Consider the following 24,769-nt stretch of genomic DNA (forward strand, 5'->3'; position numbering starts at 1 on the left):
AGGATGCTGGCAAAACGGTTAGATCGCGTTCGTCGCGCGGCTTGGGGGGATCAGATGGTACGAACAGGTTTCATTTCGCTTGCGGTTGGCGTCGTACTGGCTGGGCCCCCGGCTCATGCAGCAGATCAGCCGCTTCTCGGCATCGTCTCGATTTCGGCCAACGAGGCCAACAATGCCCGCTACATTGCGGGCGCGACGGCGGCCGCGAAGGAAGATGGCTGGACCGTGTCAGTGATCGACGCCGCGGGCAGTGCTGATCAAGCCAATTCTGCCATTCAGAATTTTGCGGGCCGCGGTGCCGGCGCCATCGTCGACATGGTGTTCCCCTGGTCTTCAATCGGAGCGGGTTTGGCGGCCGCGAAGGATGCCGGCGTGCCGGTTGTCACCTGGGGCGGAGGCCTCGGCGGCTCGGTCGCAGCGACCAACGGCTCAGGTGCACCTGTCGCCCAGCCCGTCATCGACAGAATGGTGGCCGATCTCGGTGGCAAGGGCGATCTCCTGGCTCTCACCTATCGCACGGGCGAGGTTTGCCGTAATCGCGAAACGTTGCTCGATCAGGTGCTCGCCAAGAACACCGGCATCAAGTCGACCAAGAACGAGGTCCGCATCCCCGGCTACTTCGAGGATGGCGCGCAATATGCCAATGCCTGGCTCGCCTCCCACCCGGCGGGTGACGGCAAGCAAGCCATCTGGGGCTGTTGGGATGATCCTGCCATCGGCGCCATCGGAGCGCTGCGCCAGCAGAGCCGCGACGACATCGGGGTCTATGGCGTCAACGGCAATGCCCAGGCGATCGAGAACATCAAGAACGGCCACATGACTGCGACGGCTTGGGAGGATAGCTACAAGGAGGGATACCAGATGGTGAAGCTCCTCAAGGAGATCAAAGCCGCCGGAGCGGGCTGGACCGCCAAGGCGGTCGAAGTGCCGGCCGTCCTGGTCACCAAGGACAATGTCGACGCGTTCCTCAAGGAGCATCCCGACGCCGCTGGACAACAGTAAGACCAGGATGCTCAGGCCGGAACGGGACAGTCTCGTCGCGGCGCCGAGCGCAAAGCCTTTCGTCACAGCGGAGGACATCGCCAAGAGTTACGGCGGCGTCCAGGCGCTGAAGGGCGTGTCGCTGTCGATCAAGCCCGGTGAGGTGCACGGCCTTGTCGGCGCCAACGGTGCGGGCAAATCGACGCTGATCCGGGTGCTCGCCGGGCTGGCGCAGCCGGACGGCGGCCGCCTTTTCATCGACGGCCGACCAATCGCCATCGCGACACCCCACCGTGCGACTGAGCTCGGAATGAATTTCATCCACCAGGAACTCGCCTTTGTACCGGGCATGAACGTCATCCAGAACGTCATGCTCGGACTGCCGAAGGTGAGCCGGGCCGGGCTGATCAACTGGGGCGCCATCGCGCGCGAGGTCGCCCCCGTGGCGGCGCGAGTCGGCATCACGGCGCCACTGTTCGCGAGTGTAAAGGGCCTGTCCACGGCCGAAAAATGGCTCATTAATATCTGCCGCGCTCTCGTCCGCAAGGCGCGCCTCATTGTCATGGATGAGCCCACGGCGTCGCTCTCGGCGGCCGAGGGCGAGAAACTGTTCCGCATCATCGAGGATCTCTCCGCTTCCGGTGTAGCGGTGCTCTACGTGTCGCATCGCCTCGACGAGGTGCTGCGGCTCTGCCATCGTGTGACGGCGTTTCGCGACGGCCGCTCGGTGGCCGAGATCGCCCGCGCCGATTTGTCCCGAGCCGCGCTGGTTCAGGCGATCGTGGGTCGCGCCGTCGGGAGGATCGCCAAGCCCGCGATTGCGCCGCCTGCCGGAGACATCGTGCTCAACGTCCGTGGACTGGCCCGGCTTCCGCGCGTCCGCGGCGTCAGCTTCGACCTGCAACGGGGCGAGGTGCTCGGCATCGGCGGGCTCGTCGGCGCCGGTCGGACCGAGCTCGTGCGACTGATCTACGGGGCCGATCGGACGGATGCCGGGAGCATGGTGCTCGATGGCCGTCCCTTCCTGCCCCGTTCACCGGCAGCCGCCGTCAAGGCAGGCCTGGGGCTCGTGCCGGAGGAGCGTCGGACCGAGGGTCTTCTGCTGACCAAGAGCGTCGCCTTCAACCTGCAGCTTGCGAACCTGAGCCGCATCGTCCACGGCCCCACCCTGCCGCTCATCGACAGGCGCCGCCGCCGCTCGCTCGCGCAATCCGTCATCCGCGACCTCGCGATCAAGACGCCTGGGGTCGATACGCCGGTCGGGCGACTCAGCGGCGGCAACCAGCAAAAGGTCGTCATAGGGCGCTGGCTTCTGCGTGGCCCAAAGGTGCTCATCCTCGACGAACCGACGCGTGGCGTCGACATCGGGGCGCGCGGCGAAATTCACCGTCTGATCCGCGATCTGGCGGCCCGGGGGATGGCCGTCATCGCGATTTCCTCGGAACCCGACGAACTGCCCGACCTTTGCGACCGTGTCCTCGTCATGGCGGAAGGGCGCATCGTGCGTGAACTTGTCGGCCCGGACCTCACCCGCAACGCCATCATCGAGGCGAGCTACGCCGAACCGGCCCTCGAAGGAGCCTCCGCATGAGCCCCCTCGCCGCCCCGCGCCGACGCCTGTCGCCTCGCACCAAGGCCGGGCTCGGGCTATTCGCCCGCTACGCCACAATCTTCGGCCTGATCGCCATGATCGCCGCATTCGCGATGCTGTCACCGCGTACCTTCCCGACGGTCAATAACTTCACCAATGTGCTGAACCAGGCCTCGCTCGCCATGATCATCGCAGCCGGCCTGACGCTCGCCGTGGTGGTTGGCGAACTCGATCTGTCGGTCGGCTTTGCGGCAAGCCTCCATGGCATCCTGGTCACGGGGCTGATCGTCTCGAACAAGCTGCCGATTCCCGTGGCGATCTTGATCGTGCTCGCGGCCGGGGCGCTGATCGGGCTCGTCAACGGGCTGATCGTCACAAAAGTGCGGGTCAATTCGGTGATTGCAACGCTCGGCGTCGGCACCATACTGACTGGCCTCGCCTTCGCCTATTCGGCCGGCGTGCCGATCGTGGCGGGGGTGCCCGAGGCGTTTCTACAGCTGTCGCTCGGCCGCTGGCTCTACCACATCCCGAACAACATTGTGGTGATGGCAGGCATCGTGGGTGGGCTCTGGGTCCTGGTCGAGCGAACTGCGCTCGGGCAGGAGATCCAGGCTGTGGGCGGCAATCCCGCGGCGGCGCGGCTGGCCGGCATCGACGTCGATCGCATCAAGATCCTCGGATTCGTCATTTCCGGCACCTGCGCGGCGCTGACCGGCATCCTGCTCGCGTCGCGCCTCGGCAGCGGCACTGCGAGCGCCGCCGACAGCTATCTCCTCACCGCCTTCGCGGCCGTCTTCCTCGGTTCGGCCACGCTTCGCGACGGCGAGTTCCACGTCCTCGGCACTCTGATCGGCGCGCTCATCATCGCCTTCGGCTTCAACGGCCTGAACATTTTCGGCGCGCCGACCTTCTCGCAATATGTGTTGCAGGGCGCCATCCTCATCGTCGCGGTCGGCCTGTCGAGCCTCGGCCGCTCCATCGCGGAAAGCTGACCATGACCGACACACCCCCTGCCCTCTGGGATGTCCACGTGATCGAGTTCGCCCGCTCGCGCCAGCAGCGCATGGCGGGGCTCATCCATGGGGCGCCACCCGACGAAGTGCACGACCTGCCCTTCTCCTTCGTGCTGGCCCGCAGCACCGACAAGGTCTTGCTCTGCGACACCGGCTTCATGCGCGAAGGCTCAGGCGAAGCCATGAGCATCAAATTCGACGTACCCTTCTGGATATCGCCTCTGCGCATGCTGGCCGAGATGGGGGTCACCGCCGATGACGTGACCGACATCGTGCTGAGTCACGCCCATTTCGATCACATGGGCTCGATCGGCAGATTTCCGAAGGCGCGCCTGCATATCCAGAAGCGCGAGATCCTGAGCTGGCACGAGGCCATCGCACTGCCCCGCGAGTTCGGCTTCCTGACCGAGATCATCAACCCGGATGATCTCCGCAACGCCTTCGACGCGGCTGTCGAGCATCGGCTCAATCTGGTCGACGGCGATGTCGATGATCTGCTGCCCGGGCTTCACGTGCGGCTCGGCGAGGGCCACACCATGGGCCAACAGTTCATCATCATCGAGACCGCACGCGGCCGCCTGGTGATCTCGGGCGACTGCGTCTACTCGCACCGCAACATCTGCGGCCACAATCATAGCGGCGTCTATGTCCCGCTCACCAACGCGATCGGCGCCGCCTGGGACCAGCTCAAGACCATCGACCGCATCAACAAAGCCATCAAGGGAGACCTCGACCGTCTGGTCATCCTGCACGATGCCGAGCGCTGGAAAGGCTGGCCGGTCGTGAAGGAGATTGATGGATTCCGCATCGTAAAGGCTGCCTGACAAACCGCTCATCCGGATTGCGAGAGCTCACGACACTCTTGCGCGATCAACCGACACTCGTCGTGGAAGGCGACCAACGGCGGCTCGTTTCCTTCGAGCTTTCATATTGCGCTTCGAAGATCGAGGCCGCCAAAGTGGCTCGAACGTGCAGCGTGTCGGTTCCCGTGTTGCGGAAGCCGTGTGTCGCCCCAGCCGGGATCAGGACGGACTGGTTTGCGGTGACGGCCGAGTGCTCGCCGTTCAGCCACACCTCTGCGCTGCCTGAGATGACTTCGAGGACCTCCTCGGCGGCATGGATGTGGGTCGGCGCTCCGAGGCCAGGGTCGCAGAACTGATCGAAGATACAGAGTTGGCGTCCGCCGAGCAGATAGGACATCCGCATCTGCGTCATGACGCCCTCGCGCCATTGTTCGAGCGGCCGCTCGGCGTGGTTCAGGACCTCCATACACAATCGCCTTTCTTTGGTTCGCGGCGGAAGCAGCCGTCGATGGTCAGCGTCCGGCTGGGCCGGGAAGCTTTGTCAGGCCACACGTGGCAAGTACATGTCGCGCACTCGCTCATCGCCCCGCAGCATCTCGGCCGGACCCGAGCAATGAACGCGGCCATGATCGAAAGCATAGATGAAATCCGCGATCTCGAACGAGAGGTCGACGTTCTGTTCGACCAGGATGATCGAGACTCCGCGTTCCGCGAGTTGGATCACGATTTCGAAGATCTGGTGGATGATCAGTGGAGCGAGCCCAAGGGAGGGCTCGTCGAGAAGCAGGAGCTCGGGGTTGCCCATGAGCGCCCGCCCGATGGCGAGCATCTGCTGCTGTCCGCCCGAGAGCCGGCTCGCTGACTGGGTGCGGCGCTCGCCGAGAACCGGAAAGAGTGTGTAGACCTCGCTGAACAGTTCGGCCCGGCTCTTGCCGCGCCCCGGAAGAAAGCCGGCGATCAGGTTTTCCTCAATCGACAGGTGCTGGAACACCCGCCGACCTTCCGGACAGTGGCCAAGCCCCCGGCGCGCCATCTGGAAGGGTTTCGTGCCCTCGACCTGCTCGCCCTTGAAGGCGATGCGGCCGTCGGTCGGCCGACACAAACCACTGAGCGTGCGCAACAAGGTCGTCTTGCCAGCGCCGTTCGGGCCGATGATGCAGACGACCTCACCCGCGAACAGCTCAAGGCTGACCCCATGCAAGACCTTCACCCGCCCGTACCCTGATGCGATTGCGTCGACCGCGAGCAGCGGCTTCGATGGTCCCCATCGCCCCGGGTTGTCCAAGATAGGCCTCCTGCACCTGTCGATTGCCCCGGATTGCCTCGGGCGTCCCGTGGGCCAGGACGGCCCCTCGGGCCATGACATAGATTTCATCCGAAACCGACATGATCAGCTTCATGTCGTGCTCGATCAGCACGATCGCGAGATCGGGCGACCGGAGCGCCTGGATGTGGGCTTTCAGTTCGTCGGTTTCGCCGTGATTGAGGCCGGCCGCGGGCTCGTCGAGCAGGATCGCACGCGGACGGGCCACGATGGCGCGCGCCAATTCGACGAGCTTCTGCTGGCCATAGGCCAGGCTGCCGGCGTGCCGTTCGCCCAGATGGGCAATCCCGAGCCTTTGCAGCACCGTCTCGCAGTCCGATCGTGCTTCCGCTTCGCTGCTGCCCGGTGACAAGCCAAAGGCCTGCATGATCAGGCGCGGCAGCGAGCGGGGCACCAACGCGACCTCGAGGTTTTGCAGCACGGTCAGGCCGTCGAAAAGACGGATGTTCTGGTAGGTGCGGCTTAGCCCCGCGCGCGCGATCTTGTATTTCGGCAGATCCTGGAGTGCGACATCGTCGAGCAGAATGCGCCCGCTCGTGGTTCGGAACGAACCCGCCGCCATGTTGACGAGCGTCGACTTGCCGGCGCCGTTCGGGCCAATCACCGCGGTGATCACGCCGGGCCTGATCGTCAGCGAGACGTCGTCGATGGCCGTGTTGGCGCCGAAGCGTTTGGTGACATGGTCGAAGACCAGCATGATCAGGCCCTCGTCATTCGGCGAACAAGCCAACTCGGCCCGTATTCGCGACGGATGAGGCCCATGGGCCGGGCCAAGATGATCAGCACCAACGCGATCCCGTAGAGCAATTGGCGGTAGTCCGCATAGGCGCGCAGCAGTTCGGGCATCACCACGAGCAATGCCGCGCCGAGGATGACGCCGAACGGGTTGCCGAGCCCGCCCACGACGACGACCAGGACAATCGAGAGCGACTCCCAGAAGGTGAAGCTCTCCGGGCTGACGAACTGCTGCATGGAAGCGAACACCACGCCGCCGATGCCGCCGATCGTGGCGCTGGTCGCGAAGGCGACGAGCTTCACCCCTGTCGTGTCGATGCCGCAGCCCCGCGCCGCGTCCTGGTCCTCGCGCACGGCCGCAAGCGCGATACCGAGGGAGCTTTCCTGAAGACGCCACACGAAAAGAAAGGTGAGCACCACGAGGACGACCAGGAGGTAGAGATAGTCGAGCGGGGTCGACAGGTGCCAGCCGAAAATGACGGCCTCGTCGATGCGTGCGATCCCCTGCGGCCCGTTGGTCAGCCCGTCGAGGTTGTTCATCAGCACCCGGATGATCTCGCCGAAGCCGAGCGTGACGATGGCCAGGTAATCGCCGCGGAGCCGCAGCACCGGGATGCCGAGCAGCACCCCCGCCAGCGCCGCGAGGCCCGCCCCGATCAGCAGGACGAGAAGGAACGGGAGGTGCAGATCGAACTGCGGCGAGGCCAGCAGCGCATAGGTGTAGGCACCAATGGCGTAGAACGCGACATAGCCGAGATCGAGCAGGCCCGCATAGCCAACCACGATGTTGAGCCCCAGGCCGAGCATCGCGTAGAGCAACACGAGATCGAGAATCCGCAGCGGATAGGCGGGTAGGAATTGACCGAATACGATCACCGCGATCGGCATCAAGGCCATCGGGATCACGGCGCGGAGCTCCGGACGGCGCGTCATCGGGGTGATGGCGGCGTCAGAAGTCACGCTTGTAGACCATGGTTTCCTCGCTGACATGCTCGCCGAGCAGGCCGGCGGGGCGGAACAGCAGGATGATCACCAGAACCGAGAAGGCGAAGATGTCGCGATATTCCGTGCCGATCAGCCCATGCGTGAGGGCCGGCATCCAGGCGGTCGCGAAGGTCTCGATGAAGCCGAGCAGCAGGCCGCCCAGCACGGCGCCCGGGATCGAGCCGATGCCGCCCAGGATCGCGGCCGTGAAGGCCTTCATGCCGATGATGAAGCCCATCGAGAAGGTCGCGACCCCGTAGTAGGAGGCGTAGAGGATACCGGCCACGGCACCGAGCCCCGGACCGACGAAGAAGATGAGGGCGATCGGCAGGTTCGGGTTGATGCCGACGAGCGACGCCGTCTCGGCGCTCTCGGCCACGGCGCGGATCTTCACACCCAGGCTTGTGCGGCTGACCAGCAACTCCAGCCCGACCATCAACACCAGGGCGACCGCCAGGATTGTGATCTGCTTGTAGGTCACGACCGCGCCTGCGATCTGGAAAACGCCGCGCGGCAGGAAGGACGGATAGATGAGTGGGCGGCGACCGCCCACCAGCATCACGACGTTCTGGATCACCACCGCCATGCCCAGGGCCGACAGCATCGGTGCGAGCCGGGACGTTCCCCGCAACGGCCGGTAGGCCACGGTTTCGACCGCGACCCCGAGAAAGCCGATCGCCAGAAAGGTCGCGAACCCGGCCGCGAGAGCGACCCCAGGATGGCCCGCCACGCCTCCCAGCAAGCTCGCGGCGAAGACCGCCACGAACGCGCCTGCGGTGAACATCTCGCTGTGGGCGAAATTGATCAGTCGGAGGACTCCGTAGACCATCGTGTAGCCGAGAGCGATCAGCGCGTAGATGGCGCCGACCGTCAGGGCATTGATGGCCTGCTGAAGGAGAAGCGTGGCCATGGACTGCGGACTACTTCAGCAGCTCGAATTTGCCGTTCTTCACCGTGTAAAGGAAGATGAACGGCTTTGTCAGTTCACCGTTGGGCTGGAATGAGACGTGGCCCACGATGCTGTCGAAGTCGCTCTTGGCGATGGCCGGCACGATGGTGGCGCGTGTGATCGACGCGCCTGCGGCCTTCATCCCGTTGATGACGACCTGGGCTTCCATGTAGCCATAGGCCGAATAAGGACCCGGGTCCTCCTTGAAGGCGGCCTTGTAGGTCTTGGCGAACTCCTGCAGTTGCGGAGAGGAATCGTAGGGCGGTGCCTGGAACGAGACGATGGCGCCCTCGGCGTTCTCGGGTCCGGCGCCCTGGATGAAGTCGGGTGTGAAGGCGGAGTCGGCCCCGAACACCTTTGCGGTGATGCCGAATTCCCGCGCCTGTTTCACGAACAGTCCGATCGCCGGCATGATGCCACCGAAGTAGATGACGTCCGGGTTCTCATTCTTGATGGTGGTGAGCAGCGCGCTGAAGTCGACGTCGGTCTGTGCGACGCCGCTGAAGGACGTGACCGTGCCGCCGCCCTTCTTGAAGACATCCTGGAACACTTCCGCAACGCCTTGTCCGAACGCCTGCTTGTCATGCACGATGGCGGCCTTCTTGGCGCCGAGCGTCTTCAAAGCATATTCGGCCGGTGCCGCGCCCTGAGAAAGATCGTTCGCGATCGGCCGAAACAGGTTGGGATAACCGGCTTTCGTGACCTTCGGGTTCGACGAATTCGTCACCTGGGGCATGCCGCAGCGATGATAGACATCGGACGATGGAATGGTCACGCCGCTGTTGAAATTGGCAATCACGGCCAACATCGAGGTGTTGTCGCATTGCTTCTGTGCCACGAGCGTCCCCTGTTTGGGATCGCCGCCGTCGTCTTCGCGCTGGAAGACGAGTTTCTGTCCTCCGACCCCACCTGCGTCATTGGCCTGGCGGATCGCCAGTTCCATCCCGTTCATCCAGGTCGTGCCGAACAGCGACTCCGAGTTTGTGAGCGGCCCGGCGCTGCCGATGACGATGTCGGCGCGGGCCGCGCTCGACAACCCCACGAGAAGCGCCGCCGTAGAAATCAAAGTCACTGTACGCATCTTGATTGTCCTCTCCAACGAAACAGGGTGAGCGCCTCGGCCGAGCTTGGCGGGTTCAGGCGATATCCTTCAGGGGTTTTTCGGCAGCAGCGGCCAACGACGCCGAGAGGTTGCGCGACACGCGTGCGATGTGGCGGCGTAGCACGTCGACGCCACGCTCGACGTCGCGCAGCCGAGCATAGGCAAGCATCGCGTGGTGATCTGAAAGTTCGCTCTCGACGTCCCGCATGACGAAGAGCTGCAGGTTGACGTAACGAGCCGCGTTGTCATGGACGGAACGCAGCAGCTTCAGCGCGACGCGATTGCCGCTTGGGAGGTAGAGCGCCTCGTGGAACCGCCAGTTCAGGTCGCCCCAATTGTCGACGGCGCCGGTCCGGGACGCCTCGTCGATCAGTGCTTCGGCCCTGTCGAGATCGGCATCTGTGGCGCGTGGGATCGCGGCCTCGAACAGCCAGGTCTCGAGTTGCATCCGGATCCCGAACAGATCTTCGAGCTCGCGCGGCGAGAGCGACGAGACCACCGTCCCTTTGTGCAGCTCAGAGGTAACCAGCCCCTCGGCTTCGAGATGCCGGATCGCCTCTCGCAGCGGAATGCGCGACACACCCAACTCTGAGGCCAACCGCTCCTGGCGAAGCATCGTCCCCTCGGCGAGTTGGCCATTGAGGATGCGACGCCGCAATTCAGTGGTGATCTGCTCGGTCAATGATGTTCGCCCGGGCTTCAGGGGGACGTCCTTCTTCATATTGGATACGATATCGAAGCAAACACGGCGATCAACTCCTTAATTTGCGCTGATCCCCAAAATATCGCCTAAAAAATAGGCTTTTAATTGAGATCGTACGGTTCTAGCCTGAAACTGTATCCAATTTACGGAGCGAGTCTTGAGCCAGTCGTCAGGTGTGCTGCCGGTCGATGCAACTACAGGAGCACCTGCCGACGGCCGGGGCGACGTTCTGGTGGTGCAGCCCGGGACCGCTGAAAGCTATTGGCAGCCAGTGCCGGCGAACGGCCACATCGAGGTGATCTTCGCTCCGCATCGCGTGGCCATGGATCATCCGATCGGGCTCGGCACCCAGACGGTGGCGGTGGGCGGCCATGTTCGGGAACATGCGCACGACCGGAACGAAGAAGTGGTGTTGATGATCAGCGGCAAGGGCCGCGCCGTAATTGACGGCGAGAGCCATCCCATGGTGCCGGGCTCCGCCTTCTTCATCGGCAAGAATCGCCGACACACTTTCATCAATGAGGGCGACACGGAGATCACCTGGATGTGGTTGATCGTTCCGAACGGCCTCGAAGACTTCTTCCGCCTGATCGGCCGCCCGCGTCAGGACGGCGAGCCCGATCCGGAGCCATTCGCCCGTCCGGCCAACGTTCTCGAAATCGAGCGGCAGACCGTTTTCGCAGTCGTGCCACCCGATCAGCGCCAACCCTGAGTGCCCGACATGCGTCTCAAGAACAAGACCGCCGTGATCACGGGCGCGGCAGCCGGCATTGGCAAGGCCACGGCCGAACTTTTCGTCCGCGAAGGCGCCAAAGTTGTGATCGCGGATCGCGACGCCGATGCGGCCGCTGCCGTGGCGCGGCAACTCGGCGACGCCGCCTCCGCGTTCGTGGTGGACGTCAGCAACGGACCGCAGGTCAGACGCCTGATGGATGACACAGTGGCGCGGCTCGGCCGTCTCGACGTGCTCGTGAACAACGCCGGCTACGGGATCCGCGGCAATGTCGTGACCACCGCGGAGGAGGACTGGGACGCCCTGATGGACGTGAACCTCAAGGGCGTCTTCCTGTGCTCGAAATACGCGGTTCCGCACATGATTGCGCAGGGCGGCGGGGCGATCGTCAACACCTCGTCCACGATCGCCAGTGTCGGCATCCCCGACCGTGTCGCCTATGTCGCGTCGAAGGGCGGTGTCGCGGCGCTCACGCGAGCCATGGCGCTCGATCACGCGGGAGACAACATCCGGGTCAACAGCGTGGCGCCCGGCGTGATCTGGTCCAGCTACTACGAGAAGATGGTGGAGACCCACGAGGATCCCGAGACCTTCCTGGCCAAGCTCAAGGCCAGGGCGCCGACCAATCGGTGGGGCGAACCTCACGAGATCGCAACGGCGATTCTGTTCCTCGCCTCTGACGAGGCCTCCTTCGCAACCGGCAGTTCGATGACGATCGACGGCGGCTACACGGCCTGGTGACGGATGACCGCAGGAACGCCCATCGGCATCATCGGCCACGGTGCGATCGGACGCGATCTCGCAGAGCGTCTGTTGGGAAGCGGGTACCACGTGACGGTTTTGCTGCGCGCGGGGTCGACGTCGCTTGAGGCTGTACCGGCTTCGGTCGGGACCGTGCACACCATTGATGCGTTGATCGGCACGCGCCCCGCTCTCGTGGTCGAGGCGGCCGGCCAGTCCGCGCTTCAAACCCTCGCCCCCGCTCTGCTGTCGGCCGGCATCGACGTTGTGGCGGCGTCCACGGGCGCGCTCGGCGATCCCGTCGTGTTCGACCGGCTGGCGACAGCGGCCCGGGAGGGCGGCAGTCGCCTCGTTATCCCGGCCGGCGCCCTCGGCGGGCTCGATTATCTCGCGGCGCTTCGCGGCACTGCCGAGGCCAGCGTGCGCTACACCTCGCGCAAGCCGCCTGCAGCCTGGCGGGCCGAACTCGTAGCGGCCGGTCATGACCCGGCGGCTCTCAGCGGGGAGATCGTGCTCTTCGAGGGCACAGCCGCGGATGCGGCGCGGCTCTACCCGCGCAATCTCAACGCCGGCCTCACCGTGGCGCTGGCCGCAGCCCCCACCCCCGTCACGGTTCGGGTCATCGCCGATCCCGCGGTCGCGCTCAACACCCACGAGATCGAGGCCGAGAGCGATCTCGGGACGGCTTCGATGCGCTTCGCCAACCGCCCGTCACCGGCCAATCCAAAGACCTCGGCCCTGACCGCCGCGAGCCTTGCGGCGGCGGTGCGTCGCCTCCTCGAGCCGGTCGTCCTGTGAGCGCCACGCCGCACAGCGTGGTGATCGGGGCCGGCATCATCGGCCTGAGTTGCGCCCGCGCCCTGCTGCGCGAAGGCCATGCGGTCACGGTGATTGACAGGGATCCGGCGGGCGACAAGGCCTCGTTCGGCAATGCCGGGGGGCTCGGCATCACCGAGATCCTGCCGGCGTCCTCGCCGGGCCTGATCTGGCAAATCCCGAAATGGCTTGCCGACCCGCTCGGCCCGCTGTCGCTCCGCCCGGCCCATCTGCCGAGCCTCATGCCATGGCTCGTCCGCTTTCTACGCACCGGTACGAAAGCCGAGGTCGCGAGAATTGCCTCGGTCATGGCCGGTCTGCTCGCTCCCGTCTACGACGACATGCTGCCATTGCTCGCCGAACTCGGGCTGTCCCGGGATCTGCACCGCGTCGGTGCGCTCTGGATTTACGACACCGAGGCGGGCTTCGAGCGCGATGCCCCGGCCCATGCCCTGCGACGTCGGCACGGCATCGAGGTGGAAACGATCAGCGCCGCGGAGGCCCGCCGGCTGGAGCCGGCACTCGCGCCCACGAGCGCCCGAGCCGTCGTCACGCCGCAATGGTCCCACCTGTCCGATCCCAAGCGCATTGTCGACCGGCTGCGCGAAGCCCTCATGGCCGGAGGCGTCGTGATGCGTATGCTCGACGCGACGGCGATCGACGGCCAGGCGGTCGTCACAGCCCAGGGCGAGCGCATCGCCTTCGACCATTTGATCGTGGCGACGGGCGCCTGGTCGGGCCGGATCGCGCGCCTGATCGGCGATCCCGTTCTGATCGAGAGCGAGCGGGGCTACAATGCCACGCTCCCTTCACCGGGCGTCACCTTGTCGCGCGAGGTCATCTTCGCGCAGCGCCAATTCGTGGCGACCCCGCTTGAGATCGGCCTTCGTATCGGCGGTGCGGCGGAGTTCGCGGGGCTCGATGCCAAGCCCGACTACCGGCGAAGCGATGCCCTGGTGACACTCGCCCGCCGTTATCTGCCCGGTCTCGACACCCGTGGCGCAGTCCGCTGGATGGGAAACCGCCCGACGACACCCGACAGCCTGCCCGTCATCGGTCGCTCGCCGCGCCGTCGTGACGTCGTCTACGCATTCGGGCACGGCCATGTGGGACTGACCCTCGGCCCGACCACAGGTCGCCTTGTGGCTGACATCGTCACCGGACGGACCGCGCCCGTCGACCTTTCTCCGTTTTCCATCGCACGGTTCGCCTGATCATGCCGCTTCCCACCTCTCCCCACACCTTCCTTTGCGTCGATGCCCACACCTGCGGCAACCCGGTCCGCGTGGTGGCCGGTGGCGCGCCGCTGATCGCCGCACGCGACATGGCGGAACGACGGCAGATCTTCCTGGCCCAGCACGACTGGGTCCGCCATGCCCTGATGTTCGAGCCGCGCGGCCACGACGTGATGTCCGGTTCGATCCTGTATCCGCCGTCGCGCCCCGACTGCGACCTTGGCGTGCTTTTCATCGAGGTCAGCGGCTGCCTCCCCATGTGCGGCCACGGCACCATCGGGACCGTGACGGTCGCGCTCGAAGAGGGTTTCGTGACCCCGAAGATCGAGGGGCGTCTCGCGCTGGAGGTGCCGGCCGGTCGTGTCGAGGTGACGTATGAACGCAACGGCCGTTTCGTCGACGAGGTACGGCTCTACAACATTCCGAGCTACCTTCACGCGACCGAGGTCCCGGTCACGGTTCCTGGATTCGGCGAACTTGTGGTCGATGTCTCCTATGGCGGGAATTTCTACGCCATCGTCGAGCCGCAGAAGAATTGGGCCGGGCTCGACAGCATGAGCCCCGACGAAATCCTGAAGTGGAGCCCGCTGGTGCGCACCGCTGTCCAGGAGGCGGTCGCCCCGGTTCATCCGGAGGACAGCCGCATCGCCGGCGTCAGCCACGTCATGTGGGCCGACAAGCCCAAGCATCGCGAGGCCCACGCCCGCAATGCCGTGTTCTATGGCGCCAAGGGGATCGACCGTTCGCCCTGCGGCACGGGATCGTCGTCTCGGATGGCGCAGCGCGTCGCCAAGGGCCAGCTCGCGGTCGGCGAGGACTTCGTGCACGAGAGCATCATCGGCACGCTGTTCCATTGCCGGGTGGAGGGTGCGGCGACGGTCGCGGGCCGTCCCGCCATTCTGCCGAGCATCGGCGGCTGGGCCCGGGTCATTGGGCACAATAGTATCCTGGTCGATCCACGCGATCCGCTCGCCTTTGGCTTCCAGCTTGCCTGAGCCGGCCGCCATGCCGGACCGTGCGGCGCTCGTTCCGCCGAACCTACGCCCAGGTGCGGAGCTGGTGGCGGAGGGTCGGGCCATGGCGCGCGATTGGCAGGTGGGCCGGACGCCTTTTATCGACCGGGCCGGGGTCGGCTGCGAGGCGGACTACAAGCGGGAAGCAGCGCTCGCAGGCCGCATCATGCAGCACGCCCATATCGGGTTCCGCAGCGTCGATCGCACGATCGGCGCTATCGCCGAGGTGTTCGACACCTGCGAGGCGCGGGGCGTCACCGTCGACCGCTTCGGCATCACGCTCGATTGGTCGATGGGCTACCCCGCCGCTGACCGCAAACAGCGCTCCCGGGGCACCGGCATCGTGCTCGGCGGACCGGAAGATTTCGCGCGGATCACGGGCGCAGCACCTTCGGCCGCCCATTTCGGCGACTTCATGCTGGGTCTTCCCGGCGCCCTCGACAACACGAAACATGCGATCGCGGCCGGCGCCACCGCGATCGGCAATCTCGGGCAGTATTTCACCTTCCGGCTGCCGGACTGGGACGACGATGTGGCCACCACCGAAGCGACCGTGCGGGCGCTCGGCCTCATCGCGGCGCAGCCCGTCGAGATCCTGGTCCATTCCAATCTCGACGACGGCTTCGCGGGGCTGTTCGCCGACATGAGTGCCACGCTCGGCATGGTGCTGATCGAGAAGCACATCGTCGAGACGCTCGTCGGCGCCCGAACAAGTCACTGCTTCGGCCATCACTTCACGGCGCCCGCCCTGCGGCTCGCCTTCCATCGGGCCCTCGCCAAGATCACGGACGGGCCGGGCACCATGATCTTCGGCAACACGGTGAGCTACCGCTCGACGGCGGGCGGCAATTTCGCAAGCCTCGCAAGCTACCTCCAGGCCGATATCTGGGCCTTGCGGCGTCACAACACGGGTCACGCCATCAACCCGGTTCCGGTCTCGGAAAACGAGCGCATTCCCGACATCGACGAGATCATCGAGGCGCAGACCTTCGCGGCCCGCCTGGTCGAACATGCGTCGGACTCGTTCGGCCTGATCGGGTTCGACAACGTCGATCGGACCGCCGATATCCTGATCGAGGGCGGTCGCGGCTTCGCCGCACGGGTGTTGGATGGTCTCCGCGAAGCCGGGGTCGACACGGCCGATCCGGCCGCTCTCTTGATCGCGCTGCGCCGGACCGGTCCCAGGCGCCTCGAAGCGCTCTACGGTCCCGGCGTTCAGGATCCCGAAGCCTGGGGAGGCCGTCGCGCCACCATACCGGCCGAATGGGTCGAAGATCTGCGCCGCTCGGCCGCGTCCTGGGTGAGCCGGACGCCTCTGCCGGTCCGTGAACGGCTGCGCACCAGCGGCCTGCGGGTCTGCGTCGGCGCGAGCGACGTTCATGAGCACGGCAAGATGTTGATCGATCAAGTCGTGGCCGATCTTGGCCTTCAAGCGATCGATGGCGGAACCTCGGTCGATCCCGCCGAACTCGCCGGCCGCGCCATTCGGGGAGGTGCCGATGTCGTGGCGGTCAGCACCTATAACGGCATCGCCCTGCGCTACGCCCGCGAGGTGCGGGACGCGCTCGCCGCAACCGGCACGGCCCTGCCGCTCTGCATCGGCGGCCGCCTGAATCAGGTGCCGGACGACAGCAATACAGGGCTCCCGGTCGATGTCACGAGCGACATTGCGGGGCTCGGCGTCACGCCCTGCGTGACACCCGAAGCGCTGATTGCCCTTCTCGACGGGCTCGCCGAGCGGCGGGACCCCGCTCGCCCGGTCCATTCCCCCGATTCTCGAACGCACTCCTGAGAGGCTTCCATGCGCTTTTCCCGAATGATCACCGTTGTGGGCGCCCATGCCTGCGGCGAGTTGAACGAGGTGATTACCGGTGGCGTCCGAGACGTGCCGGGCAAGACCATGTTCGAGAAGATGCAATATGTGGAGAAGCACGCAGACTATCTGCGCCAGTTCCTCCTCAACGAGCCGCGCGGCAAGGTCAACCAGTGCGTCAACCTGGTGCTGCCGCCGACCGACCCCAGAGCCGACGCAGGCTTCGTGATCATCGAGGCCGACTATTACGTGCCGATGTCGGGCACCAACACCATCTGCACCGTCACGGCGCTGCTGGAGACCGGCATGATCCCCATGCAGGAGCCCATCACCAAGCTAACCCTTGAAGCGCCCGCCGGCCTCGTGCCCGTCACGGCCGAATGCCGGGACGGCAAATGCGTCAGCGTGACCTTCGACAACGTGCCGGCCTTTGTCTTCACGCTCGACCACGAGGTCGACGTACCGGGTCTGGGACGCATCAAGGTCGATGTCGCCTACGGTGGCATGATCTACTGCCTGGTTGATGCGGAAAGCCTCGGCTTCGCCATCGACAATTCCGAGGCCGCCAAGCTCGTGGAGGTGGGAGAGCGCATCAAACGCGCGGCGGCGGTGCAGATCCCTTGCGTGCATCCGGACAACCCGGAGATCCACACGATCAACCAGACACTCTTCGCAAGCCCCTTACAGACCACGCCGGACGGCAAGCGGTCGCGCAATACCGTGATCGTCTCGCCCGGCCGTCACGATCGATCGCCCTGCGGCACCGGTACGTCCGCCCGTTTGGCCGTGCTCCATGCACGGGGGCAGCTGGCCGAGGGCGAGACCTTCGTGCACGAGAGCCTGATCGGCACGGAATTCATCGGCCGGATCCGCGGTACGACGGAAGTCGGCGGCAAGCCCGCGATCCTGCCCACCATCACGGGCAAAGGCTGGATCACCGCCTTCCACCAATATGTCCTCGACCCGAGCGACCCGTTCCCGCTCGGCTTCCGGGTCGGCGATACTTGGCCGGCCTCGGCCTGACGCGAGGACCCTCGCGATGACCATCGTCAAGGCGGCAGACGGCTGCGAACTCTTCTACGAGCGGACGGGCTCCGGCCCGCCAGTCGTGCTGATCCCAGGGCTCGGCGGCGACGGCCGCTTCTGGGCCGGGGTCGTGGCCCGTCTCGCCGGCCGGTTCGACTTGATCGTCGTCGATCATCGTGGCGCCGGGCGAAGCGCGCGGCCGCCGGGGCCCTACAGCATCGGCGGCATCGCGCGGGACGTTCTGGCGGTGCTCGACGCCGAGGGCATCCATTCGGCGCATCTGGTCGGGCACTCGACGGGCGGCGCCATCGTGCAGACCCTGGCCCTCGACGCGCCCGCGCGCAGCCGCTCGCTCGTGATCAGCGGCAGTTGGGATCGCTCCGACGCGCGCTTCAGGGCTGCCTTCGAAGCCCGGGCCGCGCTGCTCGACGCAGGCCTGATCGCTCCCTATCAGCAGCTCACCCATGTGTTCGGTTACGATCCCGCGTGGCTCGACGCCCATGAGGTCGAACTCCAGAAGGCCGTCGACAATGCCGGGGTAGCGCTCGCGCCTCTCGCGGTGACGGCGGCACGCGTCCGCATGCTGCTCGATTTCGACCGTTCGCAGGAACTCCACCGCATCACGCAACCGACGTTGATCATCGGCGCTCGCGACGATGCCCTCGTACCCATTCACCACGCGCACAGGCTGACGGCCTTGATCTCTCATGCTGCGTTCAGCGAGTTTCAGGGCGCTCACTTCCATCCGCGCACCGACCCCGTACCCTTTGCCGATCGCGTCGCGGCTTTCCTTGATGAGACGGGACGCTAGCGGTGGTCAGGAATCGCCGCCCGCCCGAGGCGCATCCCGAAGAGAGTGAAAGGACACGATCATGATCGTTGAGGAACGCGATTATGCGGTCAAACCCGGCAAGCTCGCGACCTTCGTGGAGACCTACCGGGACCACGGCCTGCAGCTGCAGCTCGAGTACCTCGGCACCTTTCACGGCTATTTCACTAGCGAGATCGGCGAGCTCAATCACGTCGTCGCCTGGTGGTCGTTCGACAGCCTCGACGATCGACAGGCCAGGCGTGCCCGGATGCTGGCCGATCCGCGCTGGCAGGCCTACCTCGCCATGGTGGGCGATCTGCTGCAAGTGCAGTCGACCCGCATTCTGTCGCCTGTTTCTTTTTCTCCCTTGCGGTGAGGCCATCCGATGCTGATCGAACGAACCGCCATTGTCGGAGGTGGTATCATCGGCCGTTCCTGGGCCATCGTTTTCGCCCGTGCCGGCCTACCCGTCGTGATCTACGACCAACTGCCTGAAACAAGGGCGTCGATGCGCGAGCGGCTGGCCGAGGCACTCGCGCAATCGGCCGCGCTCGTCGGCGACGCAGCGGCGCAAACTGCCGTTCTGGATCGCATCAGCGTGGCCGACAACCTCGCCCAGGCCGTGGCGGATGCCGATTTCGTCCACGAATGCATCGATGAAAAACTGGACAGCAAGGTTGCCATCTTTCGCGAGCTCGATCGACTGGCGAAACCTTCCTCCATCCTGGCCACCACCACGTCGAGTTTCCCGGTCTCGACCTTCGCGGCAGAGCTTCCGAGCCGCAACCGCTGCATCGTGGTCCACCCTGCCACGCCGCCGCACCTTCTGCCGGTGACCGAGATCTGCCCCGCACCCTTCACCGATCAAGCGGTGACCGACGCCGCGTTTGTGTTCATGGAGCGGTGCGGCCAAGTGCCCGTTCTGATCCGCTTCGAGCAATCGAGTTTCGTGCTCAACCGGCTACAGGCCGCTCTCGTTGTCGAAATGCTGCGCTGCCTGAACAGCGGCATCATTTCCCCCGGCGACATCGACAAGATCATCAGCCAGGGGTTCGGCCTGCGCTGGGCCTTCCTCGGGCCGTTCGAGGGCGTCGACCTGAATGCCGCCGGCGGGATCCGGGAATATCTCGAGCGCTTCGGCTTCATCTTCGACGACATGGCCCGGCAGAACGGGCATCTGGGTGCGGTGGTGACCCCGGAGGCGATCGCTATGCTTGACGCCTATGCGCGCGCGCAGCTTCCTCTCGACTCGATCGGCGACCGCACAGCTTGGCGGGACCGCGCAATCACATCCCTTCGCGCGCTCAAGAACGCCAACGCCTGACGTCACCCCACTTCCGGATCGGAACAGCGCGAGGTCGGCGTCCCGTTGCCGACAATGAACGGCATCGTGTCGGCGCCGCGCTTCTACTTCACACATACGGTCGACCTGCCGAACCTGGCGAACAAGCTGGTCAAGGTGGCCTACCCGCGCAAGCTGACGGTCGTGTTGAGCCACGACGAGGCGGCCCGGCAATCCCAGGCCACGACGACCTGCCTCAAGCATCAGGCTGCGCTGTCGGTCGCCTACGGAGCCGGCCTGCGTGTCTGGCCCTCGGCGACCGGCGCGGGACAGCACAGTAAGGTTCGACCGCACGCCGAACGCTGTCGGGGCAGCGCGACAATCATGAATCCCAACCTCAGGCTGCGACTGCAGGACCAGCAATCAACCCTTGACTGCCCCTGCGGTCAAGGCTCGCCCAATAAAGCGGTAAGCGAAGAGGCTGAGCACCAGCGGGGGAAGTACGCTCACCACCATCACGGCCGCTGCGACGCCCCAGCGAATGCCGCCGCCGCTTGCCGAGAAGAAAAACGAGGCGCCAACCGTAATCGGCACGGCCCGTTCGGTGGTGAGCATCAGCCCGAACAGGTACTCGTTCCAGCCATAGATGAACGACAGGACCAGCGTCGAGGCGATCGCGGGCGCGGTGAGGGGTAGCACGACGTTCAGCATCATCGCCGCCGTGCTGGCGCCATCCATGCGGGCCGCCTCCTCGACCGCGAGCGGCAGGTCGGCGAGCGCATCGACGAGGAGCACCAGCACGAGGGGGAGGTTCACGAGGCACAGGATGAGAGCAAGTCCGATCCGCGTATCGAGCAGGTGCACGCCCTGGTAGACGAGGTAGATCGGGATCGCGAAGATGATAAGCGGGATCGCGCGCAAGTTCGTGACGATGGGCGGCAGCCACCGTGCTCCAATGCCTGACCGCGCCACCGCGCAGGCGGCCGGGAAGGCGAGCATGAGCGCCAAGGCGGCGCCGAGCCCGGCCGCCACGATGCTGTTGAACAAGTAGTGCAGGATGTCGAAGCGGTCTGACGCCGCCTGAACCTGGACGTAGTTGTCGAGGGTGGGTGCCGCGATCGTGAGCGTCGGGTTCTCGTTGATCTCGGCCTCCCCCTTCAGCGATGTCACCACCGTCGCGAGAAGGGGGAAGTTGAACGTGAAAGCGGCGAGTGCGAACACCGCGACCCGTAGCGACATCCAGCCGTGGCGCGGCTTCACCGTCGCGCTCCTGCTAGGCGAAGCAGGCCGGTGAGGGCAGCAAACGACAGCGCGAGCAGGATCAATGACGCCGCGACCGCGACGCCGATGTCGTTGTGGCGGAAGAAGGCCTCGTAGATGAAGATGCTGATCGTCGTGGTACTACCGCCGGCGCCCGTACCGGTCAGCACTTAGATGTTGTCGAAGGCCCGGAAGCCGTCGATGAAGCGGAAGAAGAACGTGATCGCGAGGGTCGGCGCCATCCAGGGGAGGTCGATCAGGAGGAGGCGCCTCACCGGCCCAGCGCCGTCGAGCGCCGCGGCCTCGCGGATCTCTCCCGGGATCGCCGCATAGGCGGAGTAGAGGATCAGCAGCGCGAATGGCGTCCACTGGAGCACCTCGATCGTCGACAGCGTCCATAAAGCCGTGCTCGGGCTGAGGAAAGCGGGGCTGTCGCCGAACCAGGCGGCCCAGATGTTCGGCACGACGCCGACGAACTCCTGGAGGAGCAGCCGGTACATCAGGCCTACCAGGGCCGGCGCCATCATCATGGGCAGCATGAGGATGGCCATGAGCGATGGGATCACGGCGAAGAGAGGCGCCAGAAAGATCGCTAGGACCAATCCGATGATCAACTGCGCCGCCGCTGTGAGCAGCGCGAAGCGGAGCGAAGCGGAGCGAAGCGGAGCGAAAGCCCCATGGCCTGCCAGAAGTTGGGATCCCTGAGCACGACCGCGAAGTTGCCGAACCCCTGGATCTGCGGGTGCCGGATGTTCTCGAAGGTCACGCGCGACAGGGCGTAGACCACGTCGATCGCGAACGGCAGCCCCAACATGGCGAGCAGAAACAGCGTCAGAGGCGAGATCAGCACAAGACCGTTGCGGCGCGACAGGACGCCGTGCGGGGGGTGGTCGGTGCCATGCACGTCGACGATCAGATCCGCGCGACGGCGTCAGCCGGGGCACCGCGGGAGCGACCAACCCCGAGTCGGCCTTCCCTGGTTTCCGCGTGATGAATCCTGCTCACGGCTTAAGCAGCTTCGTCATCGCATCGTCGGCCTGCTTCAATGCGCCATCGAGCGTTTCTGTGCCGCCCCGGTAGCCCGTGAAGGCCTTGGCCTGCACCTCGTAGACCTGCAGCGCATTGGCCGATGTGCCGCCGTTCATCACAAACCCGTACTGGCCCGCGAAGCGGCCGAGCTTGGCAAGGTCGGGGCGGCTCGGGATCTTGGCCAGGACCGCGCCCGACAAAGCGGGCGAGCCGCCGGCCTGGGCGTAGTCCGTCATCGCTTGAATGAGGACTTGGCGCTCCGAAGCGTCACGACGGAATGCCACTTCCGCATCAGCTTCGTTCTCACGCCTGATCCGCGCATGGCGTCCGGTCAGGCGATCCCATATTCCGAGAAAGCCTTTCCGAAACCGTGTTACCGTCTGCTGCGCCTCGGCAGTGGCGGGAGCCGTTTGCATCTGCCGCAAGTTGCTGCGTTGCCGACGCTGATCGTCGCGCAGTCTAGCCCGCTTCTGCTGCAAGGGCTGCATCCGCACCTGATGCTCGTCTTCCGCTTCGACAAACTGCCGGCCGAGCATGCCTTTGAGCAACGCCGCGCTCTTAGCATTGGTCTCGGTGACGCTGGGGAGATCGTCAGGATCCCCGAGGCGGGCCTCGACGACCTTGGTCTTCAGCCCTGTCCATTTTGCGACGGCAAAGACCTCCCCCTTGATGTCGACGGCCACGAAGCCACGCCGATCGCCTTTGGCTAAGCAGACATCGGGGGGTTGACCCACGGATGGCGGGCTGGTTTTTTCCGTCTCGATTCGCGGCGGTCAAGCATGGCGGGCAAATCTCCTCTTTCGACAATGCCGGAAGAGCAAATGGAGTTGGCGGCCCTGGCCGGTTCGCGTGATCGTGGCGAGGCGGACCGAGCCCGCGCCGTTATGCTGACTGTCTCGGGCTGGACAAGCGGACGGATTGCCGAACCCTATGGCGTGCGGGAAGACACGGCTCGGCTCTGGCGCAGCGATTTCATGGAAGGCAGGGTCGACGCCCTGAAGGCCACCGTCGCCCCCGGCCTCGCGCCGGTGAAAAGCGAAGCGGCGTTACGCGTGGCCATGCCGCTGCTGGCCGCGCCCTTCGCCGGCCGGCCCAACTGGACCATTCCTCGCCTGCGCGCTGAGATCGAGGCCCGTGAGGGGGTGAGCATCAGCCGTTCACAACTGTCCAAGGCGCTGCGAAAAAAAACTTCCGCTGGCGGCGCCCCCGGCACACGCTGAAGGGGCGCCAAGTCGCCGCCGAGGTCGAGCGGATCGGTCTGCGCCTGCATCTTCTCAAACAGCGGGCCGCGGCCGGCGACATCGTTGTGCTCTTCGGCGACGAGAGCGAGGCACTGACGCATCCCTATCCACTCGCGCCTGGGCCCAGTCGGGAGCGGACCTGCGCGTTCCCGCGCCTGGGCAAGCCAGGAAGGTCGCCATACTCGGCTCGTTCGATCACAAGACCCGCCAGCTCATCGCCCACACCAAGAAGACCAAGCGCAGCAGCGACGTCGTAGCTCATCTCGAACAGTCGGGCCGGCCCTATGGCCCATGGCCCGGGCAGGCCGCCAAGAAGGTGGCGCTGGTCGAGGACAACGACCCCATCCACACCAGCAAACTCTCGCAGGCAGCACTCGCTGCCCGCGCTCACTGACTCACCGTCGAGTGGCTGCCAAAATACGCGCCCGAGTTGAACGACATCGAAGCCGTCTGGCGCGATCTCAAAGCCCATCACCTCGCCCACCAGACCTTCGCCGACAACGACGCCCTCGACAAAGCAATCCATAAAGCCGTCGAAGCCCTCAATGAAGAGCGAAAACCCGTTTCGTCGGGCAAACTACAAATCTCTGCTTAGAAGGATCGCATCGAGGTCCGCTCGACGTGGCCGCTGTCGGAGAGGCGCTTCGGTATGGCTTCGGTGAAGAACTCCGTCGTGCGGCGAACACGTGCCGGGACGAAGCGGCGGTTCGGCCAGACGAGGTTCACGTCCCTGGCGCCGCGCACGAACCCGTCGAGGACAGTGACGACGTCCGGACCCGAGAGTCCCCCGACAAGCGACCCCTTGGTGAAGAAGCCGATGCCGACGCCGGCCAGGACCGCCGCCCGGATCGTTTCGATGCTGTTGGACGAAAGGTTGCCCCGAACGGACACGCTGAAGGGACCATCGGGCCCGACGAAGGGCCAGTTTGCCGCTTCGCGCAGTCCGCCGTAGATCAGGCAGTTGTGTTTAACGAGGTCGGCGGGCGTTTGCGGCACACCGCGGTCCCGGAAATAGCTGAGGGAGCCGACGCACACCAAGGGCGTGGCCGCCACGCGTCGGACCACGGCATCGGGTTCGTCGATGGCACCGACCCGGATTGCTAAGTCCACGCGATCGTCAACCATATCACGGACGATGTCCGACAGCACCAGATCCACGGCGAGTTCGGGATAAAGTGTCAAAAGCTCCGGGATGAGCGGCAGCACGTGCAGGCGACCGAACGTCGACGGCACGCTGATCCTGACCGGCCCGGACACCCGGAGCGCGCTGTTCGTCATCTCATTGTCCGCGTCGTCCAACTCTTCGATCATTAGCTTGGTTCGCTCGAAGTAGCGTTGGCCGTGGTCGGTGAGCGTCACGTTGCGCGTGCTCCGGTTGAACAACGCCACGCCGAGGCGCTTTTCGAGCGCCGCGATGGCTTTGCTGACGGCCGGCTGCGCCAACCCGGTGCGACGAGCCGCCGCCGAAAATCCCCCGGCTTCCGCAACGGCGATGAAGGCGTTCAGTTCGTGGAAGCGGTCCATAGCTATTCTCCCGGAGAATAAATCCTATGGCATTCTCGCCCATTATCCAGGTCCCGAAGG

The 24,769-nt window shown here is 65.4% G+C and carries 29 protein-coding genes and 1 pseudogene; 17 read left to right on the top strand and 13 right to left on the bottom strand.

The features are described from left to right. Positions 1-54 precede the first annotated feature (54 nt). Genes M8523_RS26280 through M8523_RS26295 form a run of 4 tightly spaced genes read left to right on the top strand, consistent with a single transcriptional unit; the run spans position 55 to position 4,409 of the window. Positions 55-1,002 (top strand): sugar ABC transporter substrate-binding protein, encoded by a 948-nt coding sequence (locus tag M8523_RS26280; RefSeq protein ID WP_282587856.1) that lies wholly within the window; start codon positions 55-57, stop codon positions 1,000-1,002. 7 nt (positions 1,003-1,009) lie between these two features. Beyond that, the gene (locus M8523_RS26285) at positions 1,010-2,572 is read left to right on the top strand and encodes a sugar ABC transporter ATP-binding protein (protein ID WP_282587857.1); all 1,563 of its coding nucleotides are present in this window, start codon (positions 1,010-1,012) and stop codon (positions 2,570-2,572) included. Continuing rightward, positions 2,569-3,564 carry an ABC transporter permease gene (locus tag M8523_RS26290; RefSeq protein WP_282587858.1) on the top strand — a complete coding sequence of 332 codons (996 nt, stop codon included), beginning with the start codon at positions 2,569-2,571 and terminating at the stop codon, positions 3,562-3,564. Before M8523_RS26285 ends, M8523_RS26290 begins: the two co-directional genes overlap by 4 nt. Before the next feature lie 2 nt (positions 3,565-3,566). Further along, positions 3,567-4,409, top strand: coding sequence for an N-acyl homoserine lactonase family protein (locus M8523_RS26295; protein ID WP_282587859.1), 843 nt, complete (start codon positions 3,567-3,569; stop codon positions 4,407-4,409). Between the two features lie 46 nt (positions 4,410-4,455). Here the strand turns inward: M8523_RS26295 and M8523_RS26300 are convergent, their stop codons facing one another. The 7 genes from M8523_RS26300 to M8523_RS26330 form a co-directional block, all read right to left on the bottom strand. Next, the gene (locus tag M8523_RS26300) at positions 4,456-4,854 is read right to left on the bottom strand and encodes a cupin domain-containing protein (protein WP_282587860.1); all 399 of its coding nucleotides are present in this window, start codon (positions 4,852-4,854) and stop codon (positions 4,456-4,458) included. Positions 4,855-4,929: 75 nt separating this feature from the next. Continuing rightward, complete coding sequence (locus M8523_RS26305; protein ID WP_282587861.1) at positions 4,930-5,598, bottom strand: ABC transporter ATP-binding protein; 669 nt, start codon at positions 5,596-5,598, stop codon at positions 4,930-4,932. Next, positions 5,570-6,409, bottom strand: a complete 840-nt coding sequence (locus tag M8523_RS26310; protein ID WP_282587862.1) for an ABC transporter ATP-binding protein — start codon at positions 6,407-6,409, stop codon at positions 5,570-5,572. Before M8523_RS26310 ends, M8523_RS26305 begins: the two co-directional genes overlap by 29 nt. Positions 6,410-6,411: 2 nt before the next feature. Further along, positions 6,412-7,407, bottom strand: coding sequence for a branched-chain amino acid ABC transporter permease (locus tag M8523_RS26315; RefSeq protein WP_282587863.1), 996 nt, complete (start codon positions 7,405-7,407; stop codon positions 6,412-6,414). After that, on the bottom strand, positions 7,397-8,341 hold the full coding sequence (locus M8523_RS26320) for a branched-chain amino acid ABC transporter permease (protein WP_282587864.1): 945 nt from the start codon (positions 8,339-8,341) through the stop codon (positions 7,397-7,399). Before M8523_RS26320 ends, M8523_RS26315 begins: the two co-directional genes overlap by 11 nt. A 10-nt stretch (positions 8,342-8,351) precedes the next feature. Further along, positions 8,352-9,461 (bottom strand): branched-chain amino acid ABC transporter substrate-binding protein, encoded by a 1,110-nt coding sequence (locus M8523_RS26325; RefSeq protein WP_282587865.1) that lies wholly within the window; start codon positions 9,459-9,461, stop codon positions 8,352-8,354. Between the two features lie 55 nt (positions 9,462-9,516). Continuing rightward, on the bottom strand, positions 9,517-10,203 hold the full coding sequence (locus M8523_RS26330) for a GntR family transcriptional regulator (RefSeq protein WP_282587866.1): 687 nt from the start codon (positions 10,201-10,203) through the stop codon (positions 9,517-9,519). A gap of 139 nt (positions 10,204-10,342) precedes the next feature. Here M8523_RS26330 and M8523_RS26335 point away from each other — a divergent pair, with 139 nt between their 5' ends. The 10 genes from M8523_RS26335 to M8523_RS26380 all read left to right on the top strand — a co-directional run bounded on the left by M8523_RS26335 (position 10,343) and on the right by M8523_RS26380 (position 19,697). Next, entirely contained in the window at positions 10,343-10,897 is a 555-nt protein-coding gene (locus M8523_RS26335) for a cupin domain-containing protein (RefSeq protein ID WP_282587867.1), read from the top strand. Positions 10,898-10,906: 9 nt separating this feature from the next. Further along, positions 10,907-11,659 (top strand): SDR family oxidoreductase, encoded by a 753-nt coding sequence (locus M8523_RS26340; RefSeq protein ID WP_282587868.1) that lies wholly within the window; start codon positions 10,907-10,909, stop codon positions 11,657-11,659. Between the two features lie 3 nt (positions 11,660-11,662). Next, the gene (locus M8523_RS26345) at positions 11,663-12,457 is read left to right on the top strand and encodes an aspartate dehydrogenase (RefSeq protein ID WP_282587869.1); all 795 of its coding nucleotides are present in this window, start codon (positions 11,663-11,665) and stop codon (positions 12,455-12,457) included. Next, positions 12,454-13,689: an NAD(P)/FAD-dependent oxidoreductase gene (locus M8523_RS26350; RefSeq protein ID WP_282587870.1), complete on the top strand. Its 1,236-nt coding sequence runs from the start codon at positions 12,454-12,456 to the stop codon at positions 13,687-13,689. Before M8523_RS26345 ends, M8523_RS26350 begins: the two co-directional genes overlap by 4 nt. A gap of 2 nt (positions 13,690-13,691) precedes the next feature. Beyond that, positions 13,692-14,705, top strand: a complete 1,014-nt coding sequence (locus M8523_RS26355) for a 4-hydroxyproline epimerase (protein ID WP_282587871.1) — start codon at positions 13,692-13,694, stop codon at positions 14,703-14,705. After that, the gene (locus M8523_RS26360; RefSeq protein WP_282587872.1) at positions 14,698-16,515 is read left to right on the top strand and encodes a cobalamin B12-binding domain-containing protein; all 1,818 of its coding nucleotides are present in this window, start codon (positions 14,698-14,700) and stop codon (positions 16,513-16,515) included. Before M8523_RS26355 ends, M8523_RS26360 begins: the two co-directional genes overlap by 8 nt. A gap of 9 nt (positions 16,516-16,524) precedes the next feature. Next, positions 16,525-17,559, top strand: a complete 1,035-nt coding sequence (locus M8523_RS26365; RefSeq protein WP_282587873.1) for a proline racemase family protein — start codon at positions 16,525-16,527, stop codon at positions 17,557-17,559. 16 nt (positions 17,560-17,575) lie between these two features. Then, complete coding sequence (locus M8523_RS26370; protein ID WP_282587874.1) at positions 17,576-18,373, top strand: alpha/beta fold hydrolase; 798 nt, start codon at positions 17,576-17,578, stop codon at positions 18,371-18,373. Between the two features lie 61 nt (positions 18,374-18,434). Beyond that, positions 18,435-18,749 (top strand): NIPSNAP family protein, encoded by a 315-nt coding sequence (locus M8523_RS26375; RefSeq protein WP_282587875.1) that lies wholly within the window; start codon positions 18,435-18,437, stop codon positions 18,747-18,749. Between the two features lie 9 nt (positions 18,750-18,758). Beyond that, a complete protein-coding gene (locus M8523_RS26380) occupies positions 18,759-19,697 on the top strand; it encodes a 3-hydroxyacyl-CoA dehydrogenase (RefSeq protein ID WP_282587876.1) in 939 nt (312 codons plus the stop codon). 381 nt (positions 19,698-20,078) lie between these two features. Here the strand turns inward: M8523_RS26380 and M8523_RS26385 are convergent, their stop codons facing one another. The 5 genes from M8523_RS26385 to M8523_RS26405 form a co-directional block, all read right to left on the bottom strand. Then, positions 20,079-20,915: a carbohydrate ABC transporter permease gene (locus M8523_RS26385; RefSeq protein ID WP_345894304.1), complete on the bottom strand. Its 837-nt coding sequence runs from the start codon at positions 20,913-20,915 to the stop codon at positions 20,079-20,081. Continuing rightward, on the bottom strand, positions 20,912-21,085 hold the full coding sequence (locus M8523_RS26390) for a hypothetical protein (RefSeq protein ID WP_282587877.1): 174 nt from the start codon (positions 21,083-21,085) through the stop codon (positions 20,912-20,914). Before M8523_RS26390 ends, M8523_RS26385 begins: the two co-directional genes overlap by 4 nt. Then, positions 21,086-21,529: a carbohydrate ABC transporter permease gene (locus tag M8523_RS26395; protein WP_282587878.1), complete on the bottom strand. Its 444-nt coding sequence runs from the start codon at positions 21,527-21,529 to the stop codon at positions 21,086-21,088. Then, complete coding sequence (locus M8523_RS26400; RefSeq protein WP_282587879.1) at positions 21,526-21,819, bottom strand: ABC transporter permease family protein; 294 nt, start codon at positions 21,817-21,819, stop codon at positions 21,526-21,528. Before M8523_RS26400 ends, M8523_RS26395 begins: the two co-directional genes overlap by 4 nt. Positions 21,820-21,916: 97 nt before the next feature. Beyond that, positions 21,917-22,228: a hypothetical protein gene (locus M8523_RS26405; protein WP_345894305.1), complete on the bottom strand. Its 312-nt coding sequence runs from the start codon at positions 22,226-22,228 to the stop codon at positions 21,917-21,919. Between the two features lie 36 nt (positions 22,229-22,264). Between M8523_RS26405 and M8523_RS26410 the strand changes: the two genes are divergently transcribed. From M8523_RS26410 to M8523_RS26420, 3 genes and pseudogenes are all read left to right on the top strand, one after another. Continuing rightward, positions 22,265-22,654 carry a hypothetical protein gene (locus M8523_RS26410; protein WP_282587880.1) on the top strand — a complete coding sequence of 130 codons (390 nt, stop codon included), beginning with the start codon at positions 22,265-22,267 and terminating at the stop codon, positions 22,652-22,654. 111 nt (positions 22,655-22,765) lie between these two features. Further along, complete coding sequence (locus tag M8523_RS26415) at positions 22,766-23,164, top strand: hypothetical protein (protein ID WP_282587881.1); 399 nt, start codon at positions 22,766-22,768, stop codon at positions 23,162-23,164. Beyond that, a pseudogene (locus M8523_RS26420) lies at positions 23,139-23,780 on the top strand (IS630 family transposase). The gene M8523_RS26415 and the pseudogene M8523_RS26420 overlap by 26 nt, the downstream one beginning before the upstream one ends. Here M8523_RS26420 and M8523_RS26425 read toward each other — a convergent pair. Next, entirely contained in the window at positions 23,777-24,709 is a 933-nt protein-coding gene (locus M8523_RS26425; RefSeq protein WP_282587882.1) for a LysR family transcriptional regulator, read from the bottom strand. The pseudogene M8523_RS26420 and the gene M8523_RS26425 sit on opposite strands and share 4 nt — an antisense overlap. Positions 24,710-24,769: the final 60 nt, after the last annotated feature.

Source organism: Lichenifustis flavocetrariae (assembly GCF_026130545.1).
In the GTDB taxonomy this organism is placed as follows: Bacteria; Pseudomonadota; Alphaproteobacteria; order Rhizobiales; family Beijerinckiaceae; genus Lichenihabitans; species Lichenihabitans flavocetrariae.